This window comes from Pseudoduganella sp. UC29_106 (assembly GCF_044055365.1).
In the GTDB taxonomy this organism is placed as follows: domain Bacteria; phylum Pseudomonadota; class Gammaproteobacteria; order Burkholderiales; family Burkholderiaceae_D; genus Rugamonas.
This window is the reverse complement of sequence record NZ_CP171977.1, coordinates 2,613,573-2,632,812: the sequence shown is the minus strand read 5'-3', so window position 1 is coordinate 2,632,812 and position 19,240 is coordinate 2,613,573. Positions and strand designations below refer to the sequence as shown.

20 protein-coding genes and 3 pseudogenes are annotated in these 19,240 nt (G+C 64.1%); 11 read left to right on the top strand and 12 right to left on the bottom strand.

Going from position 1 to position 19,240, the window contains the following annotated elements; all coding sequences use genetic code 11:
* Window positions 1–2 precede the first annotated feature (2 nt).
* From ACHMW6_RS13625 to ACHMW6_RS13615, 3 genes are all read right to left on the bottom strand, one after another.
* Window positions 3–1,541 carry a hypothetical protein gene (locus ACHMW6_RS13625; RefSeq protein WP_395407632.1) on the bottom strand — a complete coding sequence of 513 codons (1,539 nt, stop codon included), beginning with the start codon at window positions 1,539–1,541 and terminating at the stop codon, window positions 3–5.
* 65 nt (window positions 1,542–1,606) lie between these two features.
* Window positions 1,607–1,789, bottom strand: a complete 183-nt coding sequence (locus tag ACHMW6_RS13620) for a hypothetical protein (protein WP_395407631.1) — start codon at window positions 1,787–1,789, stop codon at window positions 1,607–1,609.
* A 69-nt stretch (window positions 1,790–1,858) separates the two neighbouring features.
* Window positions 1,859–2,353, bottom strand: a complete 495-nt coding sequence (locus ACHMW6_RS13615; RefSeq protein ID WP_395407630.1) for an Lrp/AsnC ligand binding domain-containing protein — start codon at window positions 2,351–2,353, stop codon at window positions 1,859–1,861.
* Between the two features lie 101 nt (window positions 2,354–2,454).
* Here ACHMW6_RS13615 and ACHMW6_RS13610 point away from each other — a divergent pair.
* Together ACHMW6_RS13610 and ACHMW6_RS13605 are read left to right on the top strand one after the other, a co-directional pair.
* Window positions 2,455–3,743 (top strand): annotated as a pseudogene (locus ACHMW6_RS13610) (D-amino acid dehydrogenase).
* Window positions 3,744–3,833: 90 nt separating this feature from the next.
* Window positions 3,834–4,674 (top strand): annotated as a pseudogene (locus tag ACHMW6_RS13605) (HDOD domain-containing protein).
* Between the two features lie 91 nt (window positions 4,675–4,765).
* Here the strand turns inward: ACHMW6_RS13605 and ACHMW6_RS13600 are convergent.
* The 3 genes and pseudogenes from ACHMW6_RS13600 to ACHMW6_RS13590 form a co-directional block, all read right to left on the bottom strand.
* Window positions 4,766–5,314, bottom strand: a complete 549-nt coding sequence (locus ACHMW6_RS13600; protein ID WP_395407629.1) for a cysteine dioxygenase — start codon at window positions 5,312–5,314, stop codon at window positions 4,766–4,768.
* A 41-nt stretch (window positions 5,315–5,355) separates the two neighbouring features.
* A pseudogene (gene hmpA, locus ACHMW6_RS13595) lies at window positions 5,356–6,533 on the bottom strand (NO-inducible flavohemoprotein).
* 87 nt (window positions 6,534–6,620) lie between these two features.
* Entirely contained in the window at window positions 6,621–7,079 is a 459-nt protein-coding gene (locus ACHMW6_RS13590; protein WP_395407628.1) for an RrF2 family transcriptional regulator, read from the bottom strand.
* 92 nt (window positions 7,080–7,171) lie between these two features.
* Here ACHMW6_RS13590 and ACHMW6_RS13585 point away from each other — a divergent pair, with 92 nt between their 5' ends.
* The 8 genes from ACHMW6_RS13585 to ACHMW6_RS13550 all read left to right on the top strand — a co-directional run bounded on the left by ACHMW6_RS13585 (window position 7,172) and on the right by ACHMW6_RS13550 (window position 12,815).
* Window positions 7,172–8,368, top strand: a complete 1,197-nt coding sequence (locus ACHMW6_RS13585; protein ID WP_395407627.1) for an NnrS family protein — start codon at window positions 7,172–7,174, stop codon at window positions 8,366–8,368.
* Window positions 8,369–8,371: 3 nt separating this feature from the next.
* Window positions 8,372–10,054: a cbb3-type cytochrome c oxidase subunit I gene (locus ACHMW6_RS13580; RefSeq protein ID WP_395407626.1), complete on the top strand. Its 1,683-nt coding sequence runs from the start codon at window positions 8,372–8,374 to the stop codon at window positions 10,052–10,054.
* Entirely contained in the window at window positions 10,054–10,647 is a 594-nt protein-coding gene (locus ACHMW6_RS13575; RefSeq protein ID WP_395407625.1) for a cbb3-type cytochrome c oxidase subunit II, read from the top strand. The genes ACHMW6_RS13580 and ACHMW6_RS13575 overlap by 1 nt, the downstream gene beginning before the upstream one ends.
* Window positions 10,648–10,659: 12 nt before the next feature.
* Window positions 10,660–11,253 carry a c-type cytochrome gene (locus ACHMW6_RS13570; protein ID WP_395407624.1) on the top strand — a complete coding sequence of 198 codons (594 nt, stop codon included), beginning with the start codon at window positions 10,660–10,662 and terminating at the stop codon, window positions 11,251–11,253.
* 61 nt (window positions 11,254–11,314) lie between these two features.
* A complete protein-coding gene (locus ACHMW6_RS13565) occupies window positions 11,315–11,656 on the top strand; it encodes an SCO family protein (protein ID WP_395407623.1) in 342 nt (113 codons plus the stop codon).
* On the top strand, window positions 11,628–11,855 hold the full coding sequence (locus ACHMW6_RS13560; protein WP_395407622.1) for a hypothetical protein: 228 nt from the start codon (window positions 11,628–11,630) through the stop codon (window positions 11,853–11,855). Before ACHMW6_RS13565 ends, ACHMW6_RS13560 begins: the two co-directional genes overlap by 29 nt.
* Complete coding sequence (locus ACHMW6_RS13555; RefSeq protein ID WP_395407621.1) at window positions 11,852–12,415, top strand: hypothetical protein; 564 nt, start codon at window positions 11,852–11,854, stop codon at window positions 12,413–12,415. Before ACHMW6_RS13560 ends, ACHMW6_RS13555 begins: the two co-directional genes overlap by 4 nt.
* Complete coding sequence (locus ACHMW6_RS13550; protein WP_395407620.1) at window positions 12,396–12,815, top strand: hemerythrin domain-containing protein; 420 nt, start codon at window positions 12,396–12,398, stop codon at window positions 12,813–12,815. Before ACHMW6_RS13555 ends, ACHMW6_RS13550 begins: the two co-directional genes overlap by 20 nt.
* A gap of 47 nt (window positions 12,816–12,862) precedes the next feature.
* Here ACHMW6_RS13550 and ACHMW6_RS13545 read toward each other — a convergent pair whose 3' ends face one another.
* Genes ACHMW6_RS13545 through ACHMW6_RS13525 form a run of 5 tightly spaced genes read right to left on the bottom strand, consistent with a single transcriptional unit; the run spans window position 12,863 to window position 17,807 of the window.
* The gene (locus tag ACHMW6_RS13545) at window positions 12,863–13,495 is read right to left on the bottom strand and encodes an FABP family protein (RefSeq protein WP_395407619.1); all 633 of its coding nucleotides are present in this window, start codon (window positions 13,493–13,495) and stop codon (window positions 12,863–12,865) included.
* Complete coding sequence (locus ACHMW6_RS13540) at window positions 13,492–16,134, bottom strand: EAL domain-containing protein (RefSeq protein WP_395407617.1); 2,643 nt, start codon at window positions 16,132–16,134, stop codon at window positions 13,492–13,494. The genes ACHMW6_RS13545 and ACHMW6_RS13540 overlap by 4 nt, the downstream gene beginning before the upstream one ends.
* The gene (locus tag ACHMW6_RS13535) at window positions 16,134–16,568 is read right to left on the bottom strand and encodes a phosphate ABC transporter substrate-binding protein (RefSeq protein ID WP_395407615.1); all 435 of its coding nucleotides are present in this window, start codon (window positions 16,566–16,568) and stop codon (window positions 16,134–16,136) included. The genes ACHMW6_RS13540 and ACHMW6_RS13535 overlap by 1 nt, the downstream gene beginning before the upstream one ends.
* 10 nt (window positions 16,569–16,578) lie before the next feature.
* Window positions 16,579–16,935, bottom strand: coding sequence for a hypothetical protein (locus tag ACHMW6_RS13530; RefSeq protein WP_395407614.1), 357 nt, complete (start codon window positions 16,933–16,935; stop codon window positions 16,579–16,581).
* A complete protein-coding gene (locus ACHMW6_RS13525) occupies window positions 16,905–17,807 on the bottom strand; it encodes a hypothetical protein (protein WP_395407613.1) in 903 nt (300 codons plus the stop codon). The genes ACHMW6_RS13530 and ACHMW6_RS13525 overlap by 31 nt, the downstream gene beginning before the upstream one ends.
* A gap of 252 nt (window positions 17,808–18,059) precedes the next feature.
* Here ACHMW6_RS13525 and ACHMW6_RS13520 point away from each other — a divergent pair, with 252 nt between their 5' ends.
* Complete coding sequence (locus ACHMW6_RS13520) at window positions 18,060–18,482, top strand: NUDIX hydrolase (protein WP_395407612.1); 423 nt, start codon at window positions 18,060–18,062, stop codon at window positions 18,480–18,482.
* Between the two features lie 5 nt (window positions 18,483–18,487).
* Here ACHMW6_RS13520 and ACHMW6_RS13515 read toward each other — a convergent pair whose 3' ends face one another.
* Entirely contained in the window at window positions 18,488–19,177 is a 690-nt protein-coding gene (locus ACHMW6_RS13515) for a hypothetical protein (RefSeq protein ID WP_395407610.1), read from the bottom strand.
* Window positions 19,178–19,240 lie beyond the last annotated feature (63 nt).

Sequence of the window (19,240 nt, the reverse complement as noted above, 5' to 3'; positions counted from 1 at the left end):
GATCACCTTGTCGGCAATCCGCTTGCGCATTTCTGCACCCGCCCCGCAGCCTCGGCTTCGAGCAGCAATGGCGTCAGCAACTGCCGCGCCGATTCGTGAAAGCTGGACGAAATCCGGTCCAGCTGGCGACTAATGGCCAGCTCCGCCTCCTTCAGCCGCTTCAGCAATTCCTCCTCGAAGGCCCGCCGCTTGTCGCGGATCTCGGAGCGTTTGCGCTTGCCGATATCGGAGAACCACTTGAATGCGCCGGCCAGCAGCACGGCGCCGCCGACAAAGGGCGCGGCCGGCGCCACGGCCGGCACCACCACCGCCACGCCGAACAGATAAGCCATCGTCCCCGTACCGGCTGCCGCCACTGCGCTGCCCATCAGAGTCACATTGGCCGCCGTGTCGACCGTATTGGCGACCCTTGTACCGAGCCGCATGCGCGGCATCAGGCGGGCCAGCGCCACATGGTGCTGGCGCACGAAGGCGCTCGATGGCGTAAGACGGATATCGGACTGGAACAGCGACAGGTCGTGGTTCAGCAAGTCCAGCGCTTCCTCCTTGCGCCGCACCACGCGGTCCAGCCGACGCTCCATCACCATGCCGAACTGTTCGCGGGCGATTTCCGACCACACTTCCTCGTCCTTCCACTGGCCGGTATCGAGCCTCTCGGCGATGGCCAGTTCAATGGCGTCGCCCGCATCGTGGACGGCGTCCTCGATATCCTGCGACAGGGTGCGGCGCTCGTAGGCGATGCGCGCATCGACCAGTGCGAGCCGCTGCTGCACCTGGCGCCGCAGTTGTTCGGCCGTCGCCTGCAGGCTGTCGGCCGAAGCGGCGCAGGTCAGCATGGCGCCGGCGTGTTCTTCATAGGTGGCGATGCCCTGGCTGATATTGGCCACGGCGTGCTGGACGGAGGCATGCAGCTCGTCCTGCCCCATCAGGCCGCCGTTGTAGCCGCGCGCGTGGTCGAGCAGTTCGCTGTTGCCGGTGCTGCGGCCGAAGTCGGCCACCGCGTCCACCAGGCCGCGGCCCTTGACCAGCGCACGCGCCTTGTCGCCGACCACGCGCAGCAGGCGGCGCTCCTGTTCCGGCGGCAGGCCGTACAGCTGTTCGGGCGTCAGCCTGATGTCCAGCGCCCGCGCCACGCGCTGCGCGATGGGACGCGCCTGCGATCCCTGCAGCGCCAGCAGCGGCTTCATCAGCTGGTAGGCGGCATCGCGCGCCTGATGTTCGGTGGTCTGGCTGGCGCGGGCCAGTCCACCCAGCGCCTGCTCCAGCGTGACCCCGGCTTCGATGGCGTTCAGCAGTACGGCCGTGAACACGGCGGAGGCCTTGCCGTCACCGGCAATCTCCGTGACGGCGGCAAATTGCGCCAGTGTCATATTGCCGTCCGCAACGGCAATCGCGCCCACGGTGCGCGCCAGGGCGGAGGCGAAACTCTGGTCGGAGGAAAGGTGCTCGTCCAGCGAGCGGATGGTAACGGCAAGTTCCGGCGCGGCCGCTGTTTGCGGGGCCGATGGCGTGAGGCTGGCGGTTCCGTAGTTGCTATGCACATTAGTCCCCGTTCGCAATGCCGATGCTGAGCTTAATTCTAACCTAAGGCGGCCGGCACACGACATCACACGAATAGCTTGATGGCCGTGAGGATCAGCGCATCATTGACCAGCAGGATGCCAACACCCCAGGTCAACATCTCGAACTTCGCCCGGCTGATTTCGGCGCCGATATGGGCCTTTAGCCGCTCTTCCAGCGCGTCGAGGTCTGATTTGTGCGCAACAGGGTCGTTCATTTGCGTTGCCATGCGCTCTCCTGGAAAAAGCCCATGATGCCCGACCGCGCATCAGGCGATGCTGATCACGCGCAAGACCGGCTACTGGGCCGCTTCGGTCGAGAGGATCAGGGTTTCCTTGATTTCCTCCATCACCACATAGCTCTTGGACTGCGCCGCGCCCGGCAAGTTCAATAGCATGTCGCCGAGGAGCTTGCGGTATTCGGCCATCTCGTGGATGCGGGCCTTGATCAGGTAGTCGAAGTCGCCGGACACCAGGTGGCACTCCTGCACCTCGGGAATGCGCAGCACCTCGCGGCGGAACTGCTCGAAGTGGCTGGCCGACTTCTGGTTCAGCGTGATTTCCACGAACACCAGGAGCGATGCCCCCAGCGACGCCGGATCGAGCCGGGCGTGATAGCCGGTGATGACTCCGTCCCGCTCCATGCGCTTGACCCGCTCGATCGCAGGCGTGATCGACAGGCCAACCTGCTCGCTCAGGTCCTTCATCGAGATGCGTCCGTCATCCTGCAGGATGCGCAGTATTTTCCTGTCAATCTTGTCCAGGCTGCGGACTGATTCTTTCTGAGTTCTCATGATTATTTACTGAATTAGCGGCGATATACAGTAACAAAAACTAGGACAACGTCCATATCATAGCAAAATAATCCGCACGAAATAATCTGGAGGCAAGTCCCATGCGCGTAGTCGTTCTCGGAAGTGGCGTTATCGGTGTAACCACCGCCTATTATCTGGCCCTGGAAGGTCACGACGTCACCGTGCTCGACCGCCAGGCCGGTCCCGCGCTGGAGACCAGCTTCGCCAACGCCGGCCAGATTTCCCCGGCTACGCCACGCCCTGGGCCGCGCCCGGCATCCCGCTGAAGGCGATGAAGTGGATGCTGCAGCGCCACGCGCCGCTGTCCATCTCGCCGGACGGCACCATGTTCCAGCTGAAGTGGATGTGGCAGATGCTGCGCAACTGCAATGCCGAATCCTACGCGGTCAACAAGGAACGCCTGGTGCGCCTGGCCGAATACTCGCGCGACTGCTTCAAGGCGCTGCGCGCCTCCACCGGCATCGAATACGAAGGCCGCCAGCAAGGCACGATCCAGCTGTTCCGCACCCAGCAGCAGCTGGACAACGCCGCTGCCGACATCGAAGTGCTGAAGGAAACCGGCGTGCCCTTCGAACTGCTGACCGGCGGCCAGTTGTTGGACGCCGAGCCGGGCCTGGCTTCGTCCGCCCACAAGCTGACCGGCGGCCTGCGCCTGCCGAACGATGAGACCGGCGACTGCAACCTGTTCACCAACCGCCTGCACGCGCTGGCCGAAGCGCTGGGCGTAAAGTTCCGCTACAACATGAACATCAGCAGCCTGGCCATGGCCGGCGGCGAAGTGCGCGGCGTGCTGTGCGGCTCGGAGCTGGTGGAAGGCGATTCCTTCGTGGTCGCGCTGGGCTCCTACTCGACGCCTTTCCTGAAGGGCATCGTGGACATCCCGGTCTACCCGATGAAGGGCTACTCGATCACCGTGCCGATCACCGACAAGAACCGCGCGCCGGAATCGACCATCCTGGACGAGACTTACAAGATTGCAGTGACCCGCTTCGAGGACCGCATCCGCGTCGGCGGCATGGCTGAACTGGCCGGCTACAGCAATGCGCTCAACCCGCGCCGCCGTGAAACCCTGGAAATGGTGGTCAACGACCTGTTCCCGGGCGCCGGCGACACCGCCAAGGCCAGCTTCTGGACCGGCCTGCGCGCCAAGACGCCGGACAGCACCCCGGTGGTCGGCCGCACCGCCATGCGCAACCTGTTCCTGAACACCGGCCACGGCACGCTGGGCTGGACCATGAGCTGCGGCTCGGCGCAAATGCTGGCCGACATCATGTCCGCCAAGCGCCCCGCCATCTACGCCGACGACCTCTCCGTCGCCCGCTATACCGAACAGCGCACCACCCGCCAGCCCCAGCTCGCCGGCGCCTGATCCGTTTTTCGTTCGCCGCCGCGCCCCTGGAAAGGGCCGCGGCGGCGCGCTATTTGGCATCCGCAGCGCCAGCTGGTATAATTTTCCCCCATGAACAAACTTGAAGCCTTCGGCCACATTGCCGCCTTGGCAATACGGGGAGATCTCGTCTTCCCTACCAGTGTCAATGCGGCCCTGCGTGTCCAGCTCGCGCTGGATGACCCTGACTGTCCCATGGACGAGGCTATCAAGCTGGTGCTGGCCGAGCCGCAGCTGGCGGCGCGCACCGTGGCCCTGTCCAACTCGGCGATGTTCAACCGCGCCGGCGGGACCGGAAATCACCAATGTGCGCGCGGCGATCATGCGTGTCGGCTACCACAATCTCTTTGCCCTGGCGGCGGCCATGGTCGTGCGCGCCTTCGGCAGCAAGATCGTTGACCCGGAACTGCGTGCCAAGGCCGAGCAGCTGTGGCAGCACACGATCCACGTCGCCTGCCTGGCGCGCGTGGTTGCACGCGAGATCACGGGGGTGAACGCCGATACAGCGCTGTTCGCGGCCATCGTGCACGAGGTGGGCGGTTTCTACCTGCTGTCCCGCGCGGACGAATTCCCGGCCTGCTGGAACCCGATCCCGAAAACTGGCAACCGGCCAGCGAGGAAATCATCACCCGCGAAGTGCTGCACAAGCTGGGCATCCCGGGAGCCGGTGGCGAGCGCCATCGAGGGCCTGCGCGGCGGTTTCATGCAGATTCCGCCGGAGACCCTGCTGGATACGCTGCTGCTGGCCAATCACTTCGCCCCTGTCCCTTCGCCGCTGGCCAATCCGGACCGCGACCCGGCGCCTCACGAGGAATCCGTGCTGGATCTGTTTGTCGATCAGGAAAAGCTGCAGCGTATGCTGGCCGAATCGGCCGACGATGCCGCCTCGATGAATGCGGCGCTGCTGGTCTGAGCCAGGGCGCCGTTGGCTCGTTTAAAACCCAAGGCATAAAGCAAGTGTCTGCCACGATGTGGCAGACACTAGGTTTGGGCCGTGGGTTTTCTCAGGCGTTGGCGTAGCCGGAGCGGAAAGGCCTGGCCTCGCCCTCGGGCGTGAAGACGGCGCGATCAACCGCGCCAATATCGGCGCCATAGACATGAATGCCGATCGACACGCGGTCATCGTAGGCATTCTCCACCTGATGGATATCGCCCAGCATGGGCGACACGGCCGTCACCATCCCCGGCTCCAGCCGCTGCGGCGGCCCTGAGCGCTCCAGGCGTCCCTCGGCCCCTTGATGGTAGGACTGCGCCAGCTCCGCGCCGCGCAGCATGCCGATCAAGCCCCACACCGTATGGTTATGCACCGGCGTGCTCTGGCCCGGGCCCCAGACAAAACTGAGCACAGAGAAGCGTTTGCGGGGATCGAGATAGAGCAGATATTGACGGTAGTACTGGGGATCGGGCTGCGCGCATTCGGCGGGCAGCCAGCCATCCTGTTCCACCAGTGCACGCAGCAGCGCACCGCCCTCCCGGATGATGCGTGCTTCGTCCGCCGTCGTATCGACCAGGGCGGTCATTGCATTGACAAACTGTCGCAGCCGCGCGTGCATTGATCCCTCCTGTGAAGGGGCCCGCGCGGCCTTGACTTCGATCAGTTCAGGGCCTTGGCCGGGCCGAAGAACTCATAATACGTCTGTGCTTCAGGAACGCCAAGCTCACGCAGCGATTTTTTGACTGCCTTCATGAAAGGCACTGGACCCAGGAAGTAGGCGTCCACGTCGCGCTCCGGCATCCACTGGCCCAGCTGCCCGGCATCGAGCAGGCCCACCGCGTCCGGCGCCGGATGCTCGCCGTTGTGCTCCGCATACATGTAGAAGCGGGTCAGCTGCGGATTGGCCGCCGCCAGCTGGTCGACGTGGTCGCGGAAGGCATGTACGCCGCCATGGCGCGCGGCGTGGATGAAGCGGATTTCGCGGCCGGTCTTCAGTGCGCTATCCAGCATCGCCAGGGTCGGGGTGATGCCCACGCCGCCCGAGATCAGCACGATAGGCTTGCTGCCTTCCGCCAGCGTGAACTGGCCCGAAGGCGGGAACAGGTCCACGACCGAGCCTTCGTTCAGTGTGTCGTGCAGGTGGCCGGACACCTTGCCGCCCTCTTCGCGCTTCACGCTGATGCGGTAGGTCTTGCCGTTCGGCGCTGCGGACAGCGAATAAGTCCGGCGCTGTTCCTCGCCGTCGATGAACAGGCGGATGCCGATGTACTGGCCCGGCTCGAAGTCCATCACAGGCTGGCCATCCACAGGACGGAACACGAAGCTGGTGATCTCTTCGCTCTCGTCGCGGCGGGATTCGACCGCGAACTGGCGTGCACCCTTCCAGCCGCCCACCGCGGCAGCCGACGTTTCATAAGCCTTGCCTTCGATGCCGATCAGGATCTGCGCCAGCTGGCCGTAGGCGGCAGCCCAGGCTTCGATCACCGCATCGGTTGCGGTTTCGGCGCCCAGCACTTCGCGGATCGCCTTCAGCAGGCTGGCGCCCACCTTGTCGTAATCCTCGGGCTGGATCTGCAGCGCCACGTGCTTGGCGACGATGGTGTTGACGGCCGGGCCCAGTGCTTCCAGGCGTTCGATATTCTTTGCGTACATCAGCACGCCGTTCGCCAGGGCGCGCTGCTGGTCGCCGCTATGCTGGTGGGCCTGGTTGAATACGGCTTCACCTCGGGGAAATCGGTGAACAGGGTCTGGTAGAAGTGGCGAATCAGGGCTTCGCCGCCCTGCTCCAGGATGGGGACGGTGGCGGTAACGATGGCGCGGTGTTCGGGGGACAGCATTTGCATTACTCCTTTCGCTTAAACATGCATTCATAATACATATTTAAATCCGATGCTGTCAACAAAAGATGGAAATTATTTGCAGCTTTAAGCGGCGTGGGCTTTCTTCGGCGGCAAATGCAGCTGGACGGTCTTCTCGCCCGGCGGCGGCGGCAGGATGTCGGCCAGGGTCACGCCATCCAGGACCTTGAGGAAGGCTTCCGTTGCAGCGCCCAGCTTGCCCTTGAGGGAGCAATCGTGCAGGAAGGCGCAGCCCCCTGGTTCGCTGCCGAAGCATTCGGCGATATGGAAGTCCGATTCGCTGTCGCGCACCACATCGCCGATATTGATGTCCTTCGGCTCACGGTTCAGGCGCAACCCGCCGTTGCGGCCGCGGACAGTCTCCACCAGGCCGCTGGCGCCCAGCTGGTGAATCACCTTGGTCAGGTGATTCTTCGAGATGTTGTGCATGTCAGCGATGTCCTGGATGGTGACCAGCTTGTCGCGGTTCATGCCGAGCACCATCAGCGAACGCAGGGTGTAATCGGTAAAGGATGTCAATCTCATGGCAGACCCACAAAAAGATTCATTTCAAATATTGCTTTAAGCCAAGCGCTAATGTAGCATTCATTATACATCTTAAAGAAACCGAGGCTACCATGAGCAGCTCACAGCTATTGCGCATTGACGATCCGCACACAACCAGGCAGCCGCCCGCCCTGTTGCGGCTGGCATTCCGCCCCTTCTACCTGCTGGCTGCGGCACTGGCCGCAATCGCCGTTCCGCTGTGGCTGGCGGGTTACCAGGGCTTGCTGCCTCTCGACCTGCTGTGGCACTCGCACGAAATGGTGTTCGGTTTTGCGGGCGCCGTAATCGTCGGTTTCCTGCTGACTGCTTCCCGCAACTGGACCAATCTGTGGACGCCGCGCGGCGCCTCCCTGGCCGCCCTTGCGCTGCTCTGGATCGCCGGCCGCGCCGCCATGCTGGCCACCGGCAGCGCTGCCCCGGCCATCGCACTGGCGGCACGCGCCATTGACGTGGCCTTCCTGCCCGCCGCCGCGTGGGCGCTATTGCGCGTGCTGCTGCGCGCCAACAGCCGCCGCAATTATCCGGTCGCCGCCATTCTCGCGTTGCTGTCGCTGGCGAATATCACCTATCACGCGGCGGCCCTGGGCTGGCTCGCTATCTCGCCGCTGACGCCCGTGCATGGCGCCATCCTCCTGGTCACGCTGTTGGAAGCCGTGATCGGCGGCCGCGTGATCCCCATGTTTACCGCCAACGGCGCGCCGGGCAGCAAACCGCGCAGCCTGGCCTGGCGCGACAAGGCCGCGCTGGCCCTGATCGCTCTCACCGCCCTCGCCTGGCTGCTGGCCGCGCCGGCCCTGCTGACGGCCGCGCTGGCCTTTGCCGCGGCGGCCGTGAATGCAGCCCGCCTGTATGGCTGGGCGCCGCCAAGCACGCTGCGCGTACCCCTGCTGTGGGTGCTGCATCTGGCCTATGCGTGGATCGCCGGCGGCCTCTTGCTGCTGGGCTTTGCGGCTCTGGGCTTGGGCAGCGCCAGCTCTGCTTTCCATGCACTGGCGGTAGGTGCGATGTCGGGCCTGATCATCGGCATGGTCACGCGCACGGCGCTCGGCCATACGGGCCGTCCGCTCAAGGCAGGCCGTGCAGAAAGTTTCATGTACTACCTTTTGGAGGGCGGCGCAGTGCTGCGTTTGTGTGCCAATATTCCGGGTGGAAAGCGGGACCAACTCTTGGTTATATCAGCAGCGTGCTGGTCGGCCGCCTTTCTGCTCTACCTCATCGTGTACACGCCTTATTTAAGCCAGCCTCGCCTGGACGGCCGTGAAGGATAAACCGTGGATACCGTAACCCTGCTCCTCTCTTCTTTCATCCTGTCGGTGACAGGCTTGCTGATTTTCATCTGGTCGCTGCGCAAGCGACTGTTCGACGCCACCTCGGCGGCGGCGAACGTGATCTTTTCGCCCGGCGAGATCGGGCGCGGCGAAGAACCGGCGCTCAGTCCGGACAAGCGCGCGGCCATGGACAAGGCCGTGCCCGGCGAAACCAAGCCCGTGCTCACGGCCGAGCAGGAAGCCGCATTGCACAAGGACCTTGCAGAGCGTGTGGAGGCCGACACTTCCAGCGCCTTCGTGACTTTCGTCTTCCTGTCCTGTGCCGTGGTCTGGCTGATCGTGGCCTCGCTGGCCGGCCTCACAAGTTCGATCAAGCTGCATGAGCCCGACTGGCTGAGCCAGTACGCCTGGCTGACCTTTGGCCGCATCCGCACCATCCACCTGAACGCCGTTGCGTACGGCTGGGCGCCCATGGCTGCGCTGGGTGTGGCCAACTGGATGCTGCCACGCCTGCTCAAGACGCCCCTGGTGGGCGGACGCTGGGCCATCCTCGGCGCCATGATCTGGAACGCGGGGCTGATCGCAGGCCTGGGCTGCATTGCGGTCGGCCTGTCCGACGGCATGGAGTGGCTGGAAATCCCGTGGCAGGTGGACATCCTGCTGGTGGTGGGCGGCGCCATGGTCGGCCTGCCGCTGGTGTACACGCTGCAGAACCGCAAGGTGCATCATCTCTACGTATCGATCTGGTATATGGGCGCGGCCCTGTTCTGGTTCCCCATCCTCTTCCTGGTCGGTAACCTGCCGGCGGTGCATTTCGGTGTGCAGCAGGCGGCAATGAACTGGTGGTTCGGCCATAACGTGCTGGGCCTCTTTTATACGCCGATGGCGCTGGCCTCGGTCTATTACTTCCTGCCGAAGATTATCGGCCGCCCCGTGCAGTCCTATAACCTGTCGCTGCTGGGCTTCTGGACGCTGGCCTTCTTCTACGGCCAGGTCGGCGGCCACCACCTGATCGGCGGTCCGGTGCCCGGCTGGCTGATCACGCTGTCCGTGGTGCAGAGCGTGATGATGCTGGTGCCCGTGATTTCCTTCTCCGTCAACCAGCACATGACGATGCGCGGCTATTTCTCCAAGCTGATTTATTCCCCCACACTGCGCTTCATCGTCCTGGGCGGCATGATGTACACCCTCAGCTCGATCCAGGGTTCGGTAGAGGCGCTGCACAGCGTGAACACGGTGGCGCACTTTACCCACTTCACCGTGGCCCACGCCCACCTCGGGCTGTACGGCTTCTTCACCATGGTCATGTTCGGCGCCATCTACTTCGTGATGCCGCGCGTGATGGCCTGGGAATGGCCTTATCCGAGACTGATCGCCGCGCACTTCTGGCTGGTGGTGCTAGGCTTCTCGATCTACTTCGTGGGCCTGTCCATTGGCGGCTGGCTGCAAGGCCTGGCCATGCTCGATGCGGCGCGTCCCTTCATGGATTCCGTGACCGTCACCATTCCTTACCTGCAGTCGCGCTCCGTCGGCGGCGCCGTGATGACGCTGGGCCAACTGCTGTTTGCCGTCCATTTCTTTGCCATGGCGCTGCGCCAGGGTCCGGGCCGCGTGGGCGCCGCCCTGCTGAACACCGGCGAGAAACCGTCCAGCGTCAGCGATAGCAACCTGGCAGGAGCCCGATAATGCAAGACGAACTCAAACTGCTTGGCGGCGCGATGGTGACGCTCGCGCTGGCCACGTCGGCCCTGGTGGTCGTACCCCACATCCAGCTGAAATCGGTGGAAGCGCCGGCACAGTTGAAGCCCTACACGGCGGCGCAACTGCGCGGACGCCAGGTCTACATCGAGAATGGCTGCATCTACTGCCACTCGCAGCAGCCGCGCGACCGGGCCCAGGCGCCGGACGACAAGCGCGGCTGGGGCCGGGCTTCCGTCGCGGCCGACTATTACTACGACAAGCCGCACCTGCTGGGCACCATGCGCACGGGCCCGGACCTGTTCAACATCGGCGTGCGCCAGCCCAGTGCGGACTGGCACCTGGGACACCTGTACCAGCCGCGCGCCTATGTGCACGGGTCTATCATGCCGTCCTATCCCTTCCTGTTCGACATCAAGGACAAGGAAGAAGCGGGCGACCGCGTGGTCAACCTGCCGCCGGGTTATGCGCCGGCGGGCAAGATCGTTGTCGCCAAGCCGGAGGTGATGGACCTGGTCGCCTATCTGCAAGGACTGGATCACAGCTATCCCGTATTGCCTGCGCCGGAGGTGAAGAAATGAAGGGGGGACCAGATGGAACATGGCAGCGTTGGCGCCCAGGAGCGCGAGAATCCGGATCCGACCGAGGTAGACCGGCCTATTCCCTGGCTGGTGCTGTCCCTGGTCGGCCTGCTCTTTGGCTGGGGCATCACCTATATCCTGATGCAGAACCCGAAGGACGATCCAGCGCTGGGCGACTCGCGCACGCTGTCTACCCTGCAGGCCAAGCCGGCCGGATCGCCTGGCGGCGCTGTCGATGGCGCCCAGATCTACTCGGCGCAGTGCGTGGCCTGCCACCAGGCGACGGGCGCCGGCCTGCCGGGTGTGTTCCCGCCGCTGGCGGGCTCCGAATGGGTGATGGGATCGGACAAAGTGGCCGCAGCCATCCTGCTGCACGGGATTACGGGCAAGCTGACGGTTAAGGGCGGCTCCTATAACGGCCAGATGCCGGCCTTCAAGGATAAGCTGAACGACGCGGAAATTGCGGCCGTGCTGTCGCACATCCGCTCGAACTTCGGCAATGCCGCGCCGAAGATTGCACCGGATGTAGTGAAGGCGGAACGCGAGGCGACCAGGGATCGCAAGGATCCGTGGGCGGGAGATGATGATCTCGTCAAGCTCAAATAAGCCCGCGACCTTCCTGACTGCCGCGGCGCTCGCCAGCGTCGCGGCACTCGGGGCGGCCGCCATGTGGCATGCCACGATGGGCTTCCGCGTTGTCTCGACCGAAGATGGGAGGCGGCTGACGATTGCGGAGCAGCCGCGCACCCTGCCCTTGCCGGCTGCGCGCGACGCGGCACGCGTGACGCTCGCGACCTTTTTCTACGCGCGCTGCAACGCCGTCTGCTCGGCGGTGGGCAGCGAGTTCCAGCAATTGCAGTCCGCGATCCTAGCGCGCGGCTTGCAGGATCGCGTGCGGCTGCTCAGCATCAGCTTCGATCCGCGCGATACGGCGTCCGAGCTGGCGCATTATGCGCCAGCGCATGCGCGCGGACCCGCAGGTGTGGGCCATGGCCGCGGTGCCGGATGACGCGCGGCGTACTTCGCTGCTGGCCAGCGCGGGCGTGGTCGTGATTCCGGCGCCGCTCGGCGAGTATGAACACAATGCGGCCTTTCACCTGATCGACCGCGACGGACGGCTGGTGCGCATCGTCGACTACGAGCAGCCCGCCGCCGCACTGGATGCGGCGCTCGCCCTGGCGCAAGCCACCGCCGGAGGCCGCCAATGAGCCCGGTCGCGGGAGGCGCGCTGCTGGCCGCGGCGTGGCTGCTGCGCGGCTGGCTGGAGGCGTCGATGGCGCTGCATATGCTGCTGCAATTGCCGCTGATCGCGATTGGCGGCGCGCTGCTGGGCTGCACGCTGCGGGAATCGCGCGCGGCGGCAGCACTGGCGCGGATCGATGCGCATGGCTTCACCAGCCTGACCTGGCTGATGCTGGCCAGCGCGTACTGGATGATCCCGCGCGCGCTGGAGGAAAGCCTCACGCTGCCGCTGGCGGAAGCGGCAAAGTTCGCGTCTATCGCGCTGACGGGCGCCGTGCTCCCTTCAGCGCTGCAAAGGGCCAACGCGGTGGTGCAGCTCTTTTTCCTGGGGAACCTGAGCTGGATGATGGCGGTGGCGGGCATACAGTACCAGGACATGCCGCAGCGCCTCTGCAACGCCTACGCCCTGAACGATCAACAAACCACCGGCGTCGGACTGGTGATCGGCTCCATCGCCATCGCCGTCATCTGGTGCCTGTGGCAATTACCTAAACTGAAAGAACAGAATGAAGCTGCAAAGATTTGAACATGATCACAAAGACATCATGGACGGCATCCACGAGCTGCGCAAGCTGATCGCCACCGGCATCGAACGCAATGCGGGCGCGATCACGCAGCTGCTGATGAGGATGAGCGCCACGATCAAGCTGCATCTGGCGGTGGAGGATCGGGTGGTGTATCCGGCGTTCGCAAAGTCGGGACGCAGCGAGCTGGCGGCGCTGGGGCGGTTTTATCAGGAGGAGATGGGGGACCTGGCCGGCGCATATACCGAATTCGCGCAGCGCTGGAATCTGGCGAACCGCGTGGCAGCCGATCCGGAGGGGTTCAGGGCCGAGGCCAATGCGGTGTTCAAGGCGCTGTTTCTGCGCACGCGGCGGGAGGAGAGCGAGTTGTATCCGGCGTATGCACGGTTGGAGGCCGCGTAGACGCAGGCACGGCGGATCAATGATCCGCCGTGATCAGACGCGCCGTATCACCGCGCCAAAGGATTCGGCGTCGGCTCGGCGACTTTGACCAGGAGGTTGCGGTCGGTGTGGTGGAAAGGCTCGTTCTCCTTGCCGCGCAGGAGCATGACGGTGTCTTCCTCGTAACCCCAGGTGCCATCGTCGTTGATGGTGACCTTGATGCGGTACTCGGTGGTCTTGAAGCCGAATTCCAGGAAAGGATTGGAGCAGATGCCGTAGGTATCGGTCTCGCGGCGCGCCACCAGTTCGAAGGACCTGGCATCAGGAGCCGCGGTACCGGACGCCATCGCGATCTGGCCGCGCGGGATGGCCAGCGTCTGGATCACGGTATTGGTCGCTGGTTCCCACAGCCAGTAGCCGACCTGCTCATGATATGTCTTGATGTTGTCCGGCTTGTTCACGATCAGCACATAACGCAGGCCATAGAACAGCTGCGGGCCGTTGGTGACAGGATCGATGGGCTGCAGTTCGATGCGTTCCACGTAAGCCTGCTTGCGCGGACCGTCGGCCTTGGGCTTGATGTCCAGGCCGCGCTTCCCTTCCCAGATGCCCGCCATAGCGCGCAGCGGGCCGAGATTGTTCAGGGTATTGACGTCCAGTGGGGACGGTTCGGTGTAGATGTCGTTGGAATATTCGCTCATTCAAGCATTATAGCTTGCGTTAGCTGGGCGGCAATCTCCTGCGGCGCCACCGGTTTGCCATACAGGTAGCCCTGCACCTCGTCGCAGCCGTTCTGCTGCAGGAAGCTGCGCTGCTGTTCGGTCTCCACGCCTTCCGCAATCACGCGCATGTGCAGCTGGTGGGACAGCGAAATGATCGCGCGCGCAATCGCCTGGTCATCCTCGCTGCTGGCGAGGTCACGCACAAAGGACTTGTCGATCTTCAGGCGGCTGATCGGGAAGGATTTCAGCGCCGCCAGGCTGGAATAGCCGGTGCCGAAATCGTCGATCGACAGGGCAATACCCATCGCTTCCAGCTCGCGCATCTTGGCCACCGACTGCGCCACATCGCGCATCACCATGCTCTCCGTGACTTCCAGCTCCAGCCACTCCGGTGACAGGCCGCTGTCGCGCAGCGCATCGGCCACGCGGGGTACCAGCCGGCAGTCATCGAACTGGCGCGGCGACACATTGACGGAGATGCTGATCGGTTCCAGCCCCGCATCCTGCCAGGCGCGCGCCTGCAGGCAGGCTTCACGCAGCACCCACTCGCCGATCGGCAGGATCATGCCGCATTCCTCGGCCAGCGGAATGAACTGGTCCGGGCTGATGGCGCCCCGTTCCGGATGCTGCCAGCGCAGCAGCGCTTCCACGCCGAAGATGCGGCCGGTGTCCAGTTCCACCTTGGGCTGGTAGACCAGGCGCAGCTGGTTTTCGGACAGCGCCTTGCGCAGCCCGTCCATCAACGCCATCTTTTCGTCCAGGCATACATTCATCTCGTGCGTGTAGAACTGGCAGTTGTTCTTGCCATTTTCCTTGGCGCGGTACATGGCCATGTCCGCATGCATCATCAATGTGTCGGCATCGCGGCCGTCGCGCGGGTACAGGGATACGCCGATGCTGCAGCTCACCTGCATTTTCTGCCCTTCCAGCACGATGGGTTCCACCACGGCGGCCAGGATCTTGTCCAGCAACGGCACCAGGGCGGACGCGTTGTCGTCCACATGCGGCAGCACCAGCACGAATTCATCGCCGCCGAAGCGGCCCACGGTGTCGTTGCGGCGCACGCAATCCACCATGCGGCCCGCGACCACCTTCAGCAGCTCGTCGCCTGCATTGTGGCCCAGCGTATCGTTGACCAGCTTGAAGCTGTCCAGGTCGATGAAGGCTACCAGCACGGACTGGCCGGTGCGCTCGGCATCCAGCACGGCCTGCTGCAGGCGGTCGGCGATCAGGCTGCGGTTCGGCAGGCTGGTCAGCGTGTCGTGATGCGCCATGTGGACGATGCGCGCCTCGTTGCGCATGCGCTCACTGATATCGCGCACGATCGCCACCACGCCGCCTTCCACACCCACCACCTGCCAGGCCAGCCAATCGGCGTGGAACTGGGGCATGGAATTCGGCGCTTCCTCCTGGTGCACACCGCCCTCATTGGTGATGCGCACCAGGCGCTCGAACATGCCGTTGTGGCGCGCGGCGGGCAGCCAGGTGCAGAAGGTCTGGCTCATCATCTGCTGCTTGCTGCGGCCGGTCAGCTGCTGGGCGCGTGGATTCACGTTGGAGAATTTGAAATCGATAATCGTACCGTCACGGTCGCGGATCGCGCGCAGCACGAAGAAGGCGTCCATATTTGCTTCGGAGGCAGCGGCATACGTTTCCTGCGCGCGGCGGATACGGCGGCGCGCCTTGGCGCCCTGCCACGACCAGACCCACCCCATTGCGGCAACGATCAGCAGCAGGCCGCTGGCCAGCGCCGCTTCGCGGTAATGCTCGTCGCGCTGCTTGCGGAAACCGGCCATCTGTTCTTCTTCATCGAGCCCGGCAAACACGCTCAAGTTGTAGCCGCGCAGCGGACGCAGGGCCGTGTAGCGGCTGACGCCATCCCAGGGGCTGGGCTGCGGTTCACTGCCGCCCACCAGCAGGCGATGGTCCACCGGCTGGCCCCAGGACACCTTGTCGCCGATGCGCATGCTGCGCACCACGCCGTCCGGCCCCGCGAGGCCGATCATGCCCTTGTCGCCCTGGCGCGCACGCTCGTAGGCACTGGTGAAATAAGCCGGGTCCACTTCCACGATGACGATGCCGGCAAAATTGCCCTGCGCGTCCTGCAGCCGGCGCGTGAAGTGCACATGGAAGTCCCTGTTGGCCTTGTCGCGCATGGTCTGGGCGACGTAGGTCGTGGTGGTGCGGTCATTCCGATGAACCTCGAAATAGCTTTGGTCAGCCACGGATATCGCGAGTTTGCGCGGGTTGCTGGCCACCGTATTGCCCTGCGCGTCGACAATGCTGACGACAAAGACCAGGCCGGACGGCAGCAGTCCGTGCGCACCCAGCTCCGGCAAGGCGCCCAGTGCGCCTTTCTGCTCGACCGCATACTTCAGCACTTTCAGCGTCTGCTCGATGCCATTCAGGCTGCGCGCCACCTGGGCTTCATAGGTTTCGATCAGATCGCGTACCTCCGCGGCCGCCAGGGTGCGAGCCGCTACCCGCTCATTCTCTATGCTGTGGAAGGTGGCGACCCAGATGGCCGTCAGCAGTACAAGCGTGAACAGGGGCAGGGACACGTGCGTGTCCAGCAGCATGCGCAGCCGTCGCGCGCGCTTGCTGTCGCGGCCCGCCATCAGTGCACCACCAGCACGGTGCGTACGCTGGAGTCCAGCGCGCCGCGTTCGATATAGCCGATCATGCCGGGGTTCTCGGCCACCAGCCTGCGCACTTCCACGCTGTTAGGCAATTCGCGCGGCGGCTGGCCGCGGCCCGTGAAAATCATCTTGGTCCAGTAGGCTTTCATCAGTGCGGGACTGCGCTTGGCCACTTTGGCGTAAAACTCGTCGCGCAGGGGCGAGCCCACGCGCAGGTCGATGGCGCAGGCTTCGCGGCCGTCCGGGAAAGTGGCCACTTCGGACAGGAAGATATCGGCCACCTGTTCGGCACGCAGCGTCATGACGGGGCTGCGGGCCGACACGATGACCACCAGTTCGGCGGCCGCTGCCAGGCATGCCGACATCGAAAGGCTGGCGCCCAGCAGCAGGGAAATTAAAGTATGTTTCAGCATCGCGGCGCCCTCAGAAAACGAAGTCCACGGCAATGCTGGTGACGCCGAAGCTGTGACCCGAGCGGAAGCCCGGCTGCACATTGGACAGTGTGCCGCTGGTGCCGCCCTTGGGCTTCACTGCGTCGTACTGCAGCTTCAGCGCGGCGGAAGGCATGAAGTCCCAGCGCAGGCCGGCCGAAAGCGTGTCCTGCACGGCCGTATGACTCAGGATCTGATTCAGGCCCTGCTCCACCGGCGCGGCAAATGGCGGCAGCACATGCACCGCAGTGGGCGAGTTGCTGACGGATTTGCTGAATACCGTATAAGGCGTGAGCTCACCGAAGCGGTAGCCGCCGCTCACGTAGCCGGCGGTCTTATCGCCCAGCATCGAACGCGCATTGATGCGCGCGATTTCCGCCATGAGAACCAGGCGCCCGGGTCATAGTTGACGCCCAGGCCGACCACCGTGGCGCGCTTGCCATTGGTCTCGTAGCGGTCCGCCAGGTCTGTGCCGGCCGGCCCGAACTGACGCAAGGCGCCGATCAGTTCCGGCGAAATCTGCATGCGCAACCTGCCCTTGATGGCGGTGGCGCGCACGCTCAGGTCGCCATTGCGGCTGGTGTGGGAGAAGCCCGCCATGCTGGTGGCGCGGGCCTGCAGGTGGTCGCCCAGATCGGCCCGGGTGCGGCCGGTCAGCACCTGGGTTTCATTGCGCAGGCCAAAGGCGCTCCAGCGGTATGTGGCGTCGATGCCGTCGCTATTGGTCACGGGCAGAGCGGAATACAGCTCCACCGGCGTGCGCACCCAGGGCAATGCGTACGCCGCCTTGCGGTAGTCCGCATTCAGGAACAGGGGCAAGGCGATGCGGCCCACGCGCAGGCTCAGGTCCGGCGTGGCCTGGTATTTCACATTGGCCCACTCGACCACTGGCGAGTAGGAGTTCTTCAGGTTATGCTCTGCCACCACCTGCAGCACGGCCGACCAACGGTCCTTGTTATAAGTGAGCTGGGCGCCAAGGCGGCTGTCCACATCCGCGCTCCAGTTGCGCGAACTGCCCGCGCGGCCCGGATTGAGAGGCGTGGACGAGAAGTCCGCATTTTTTTCCGTGGAATGCACCAGGGACGCCGTGCCGAATCCGCCAAAACGCCAAGCGGAAGTGTCGCTCTCCTCTGCGCGTGCAGAGAAGGAAACGGCAATCAGCACGCCGGCGAGGCTGAGTATGTGGCAAATGGGCGACAAGGAATGGTGCAGCTTTGGCATGATGTGGTATCGGCAGAATCACGGACGCGCATGCGCATGCGCATGCACGCATGTGCATGTTTTCTCTAACTCTTTGATTAAGCGGACTATTTCCGGAGATCGGAGCCGCAGGAAGGCAGTGGCACGGGTGCGGGGTGCCGATGAATTCTCACACTTTATAACAGTGATTTGTAACTGTCGAGAAATTTCCGTAGAGTACTGTTACTAGCTATTTTGCAAATATCAAGTTTGATTTTTTTGAAAGGACTTCCCGTGGCGCGCCAGCTTTCCTGCGGCACTCTCGTTATCAATGCAAACAGAGAACTGCTGCTGTGCCACGTGACCGGGACGGCCAGCTGGGATATTCCGAAAGGCTTGCAGGACCCTGGCGAGCATCCTTTGCAGGCCGCGCGCCGGGAACTGTTCGAAGAGACGGGATTGTGTTTCGACGAGGCGCTGTTCGAGGAGATCGGCGACTTCGACTACCGGCCGGATAAGCGCCTCCACCTGTTCAAGGTGGAAGTGGCCGATAAGATGTGCAGCCTGGATGAGCTGAAGTGCACCAGCTTCTTCCCGCATCACATCACGGGCAAGCCAACGCCCGAAGCGGACGGCTTCCGCTGGGCCTCGCGCGACGAAATTCGCACCCTGTGCTGGCCGCGCATGGCCCAGCGGCTGCTGTCGCTGGGCTGGTAAACGCCTTAATACTGCTGGCGCGGCGGCGGCGGCGTCGTGTTGCCGCGGTCATCCTGGATACGGCCGGCCGGATTGGCAGGTTCGCCTACGGCAGGATTGGTCCGGTTGCGATAGGCGTCCGGTACGGCCGGATCGACGATCGGTGGCGGCGGCGCAGCGGTCGAGCTACCCGTGTTGCCGCTGGTGCTGGTGCCGGATGTGGTGCTGCCCGGCGGCAGCTGGTTGGATGGCATGGTGGCGTTAGGCACCGTGTCGTTCGGGTTCATGCTGCTGGGCGGCATGTCCGGCGTGTTGCTGGGCACATTGCTGGGGTAGTTGCTGCTGCCCGTGGCGCCGGTCGTGCTGTTGCCGGAACTGTTGATGTCCGAATTGCGCATGTCCTCAATGACGGCCCGGAAGTCGTCGTTCGGGCAGCCCGGCATGCCGGCACGGCCGGCCTGGTTGCAGTCCACGGCGCCCTGCCTGGTGGCGGCGGTGCCGGAACCCTTGCTGCTGCCGCTGGATCCGCTCATGCTGCTGCCGGAGGTATCGGCCTTGTGCTTGTGGGTGTGTGCCTTATGCTGCTTGGGCTTTTTCTTCGTTTGCGTGGCGCTCTGTTGCTGGTCAGTATTGCTGCCCTGGGTTGCGGTCGATTGGGCATATACAGCGGTGCTGGCCAGCAGTGCCGCGACAACGATTGCGTGTCTGGTCCTCATGGTTTCTCCTTTCTATTCCGTGGGGAATGCCGCTAGGGCGAGCAAAAATTGTCCCACGGTAGG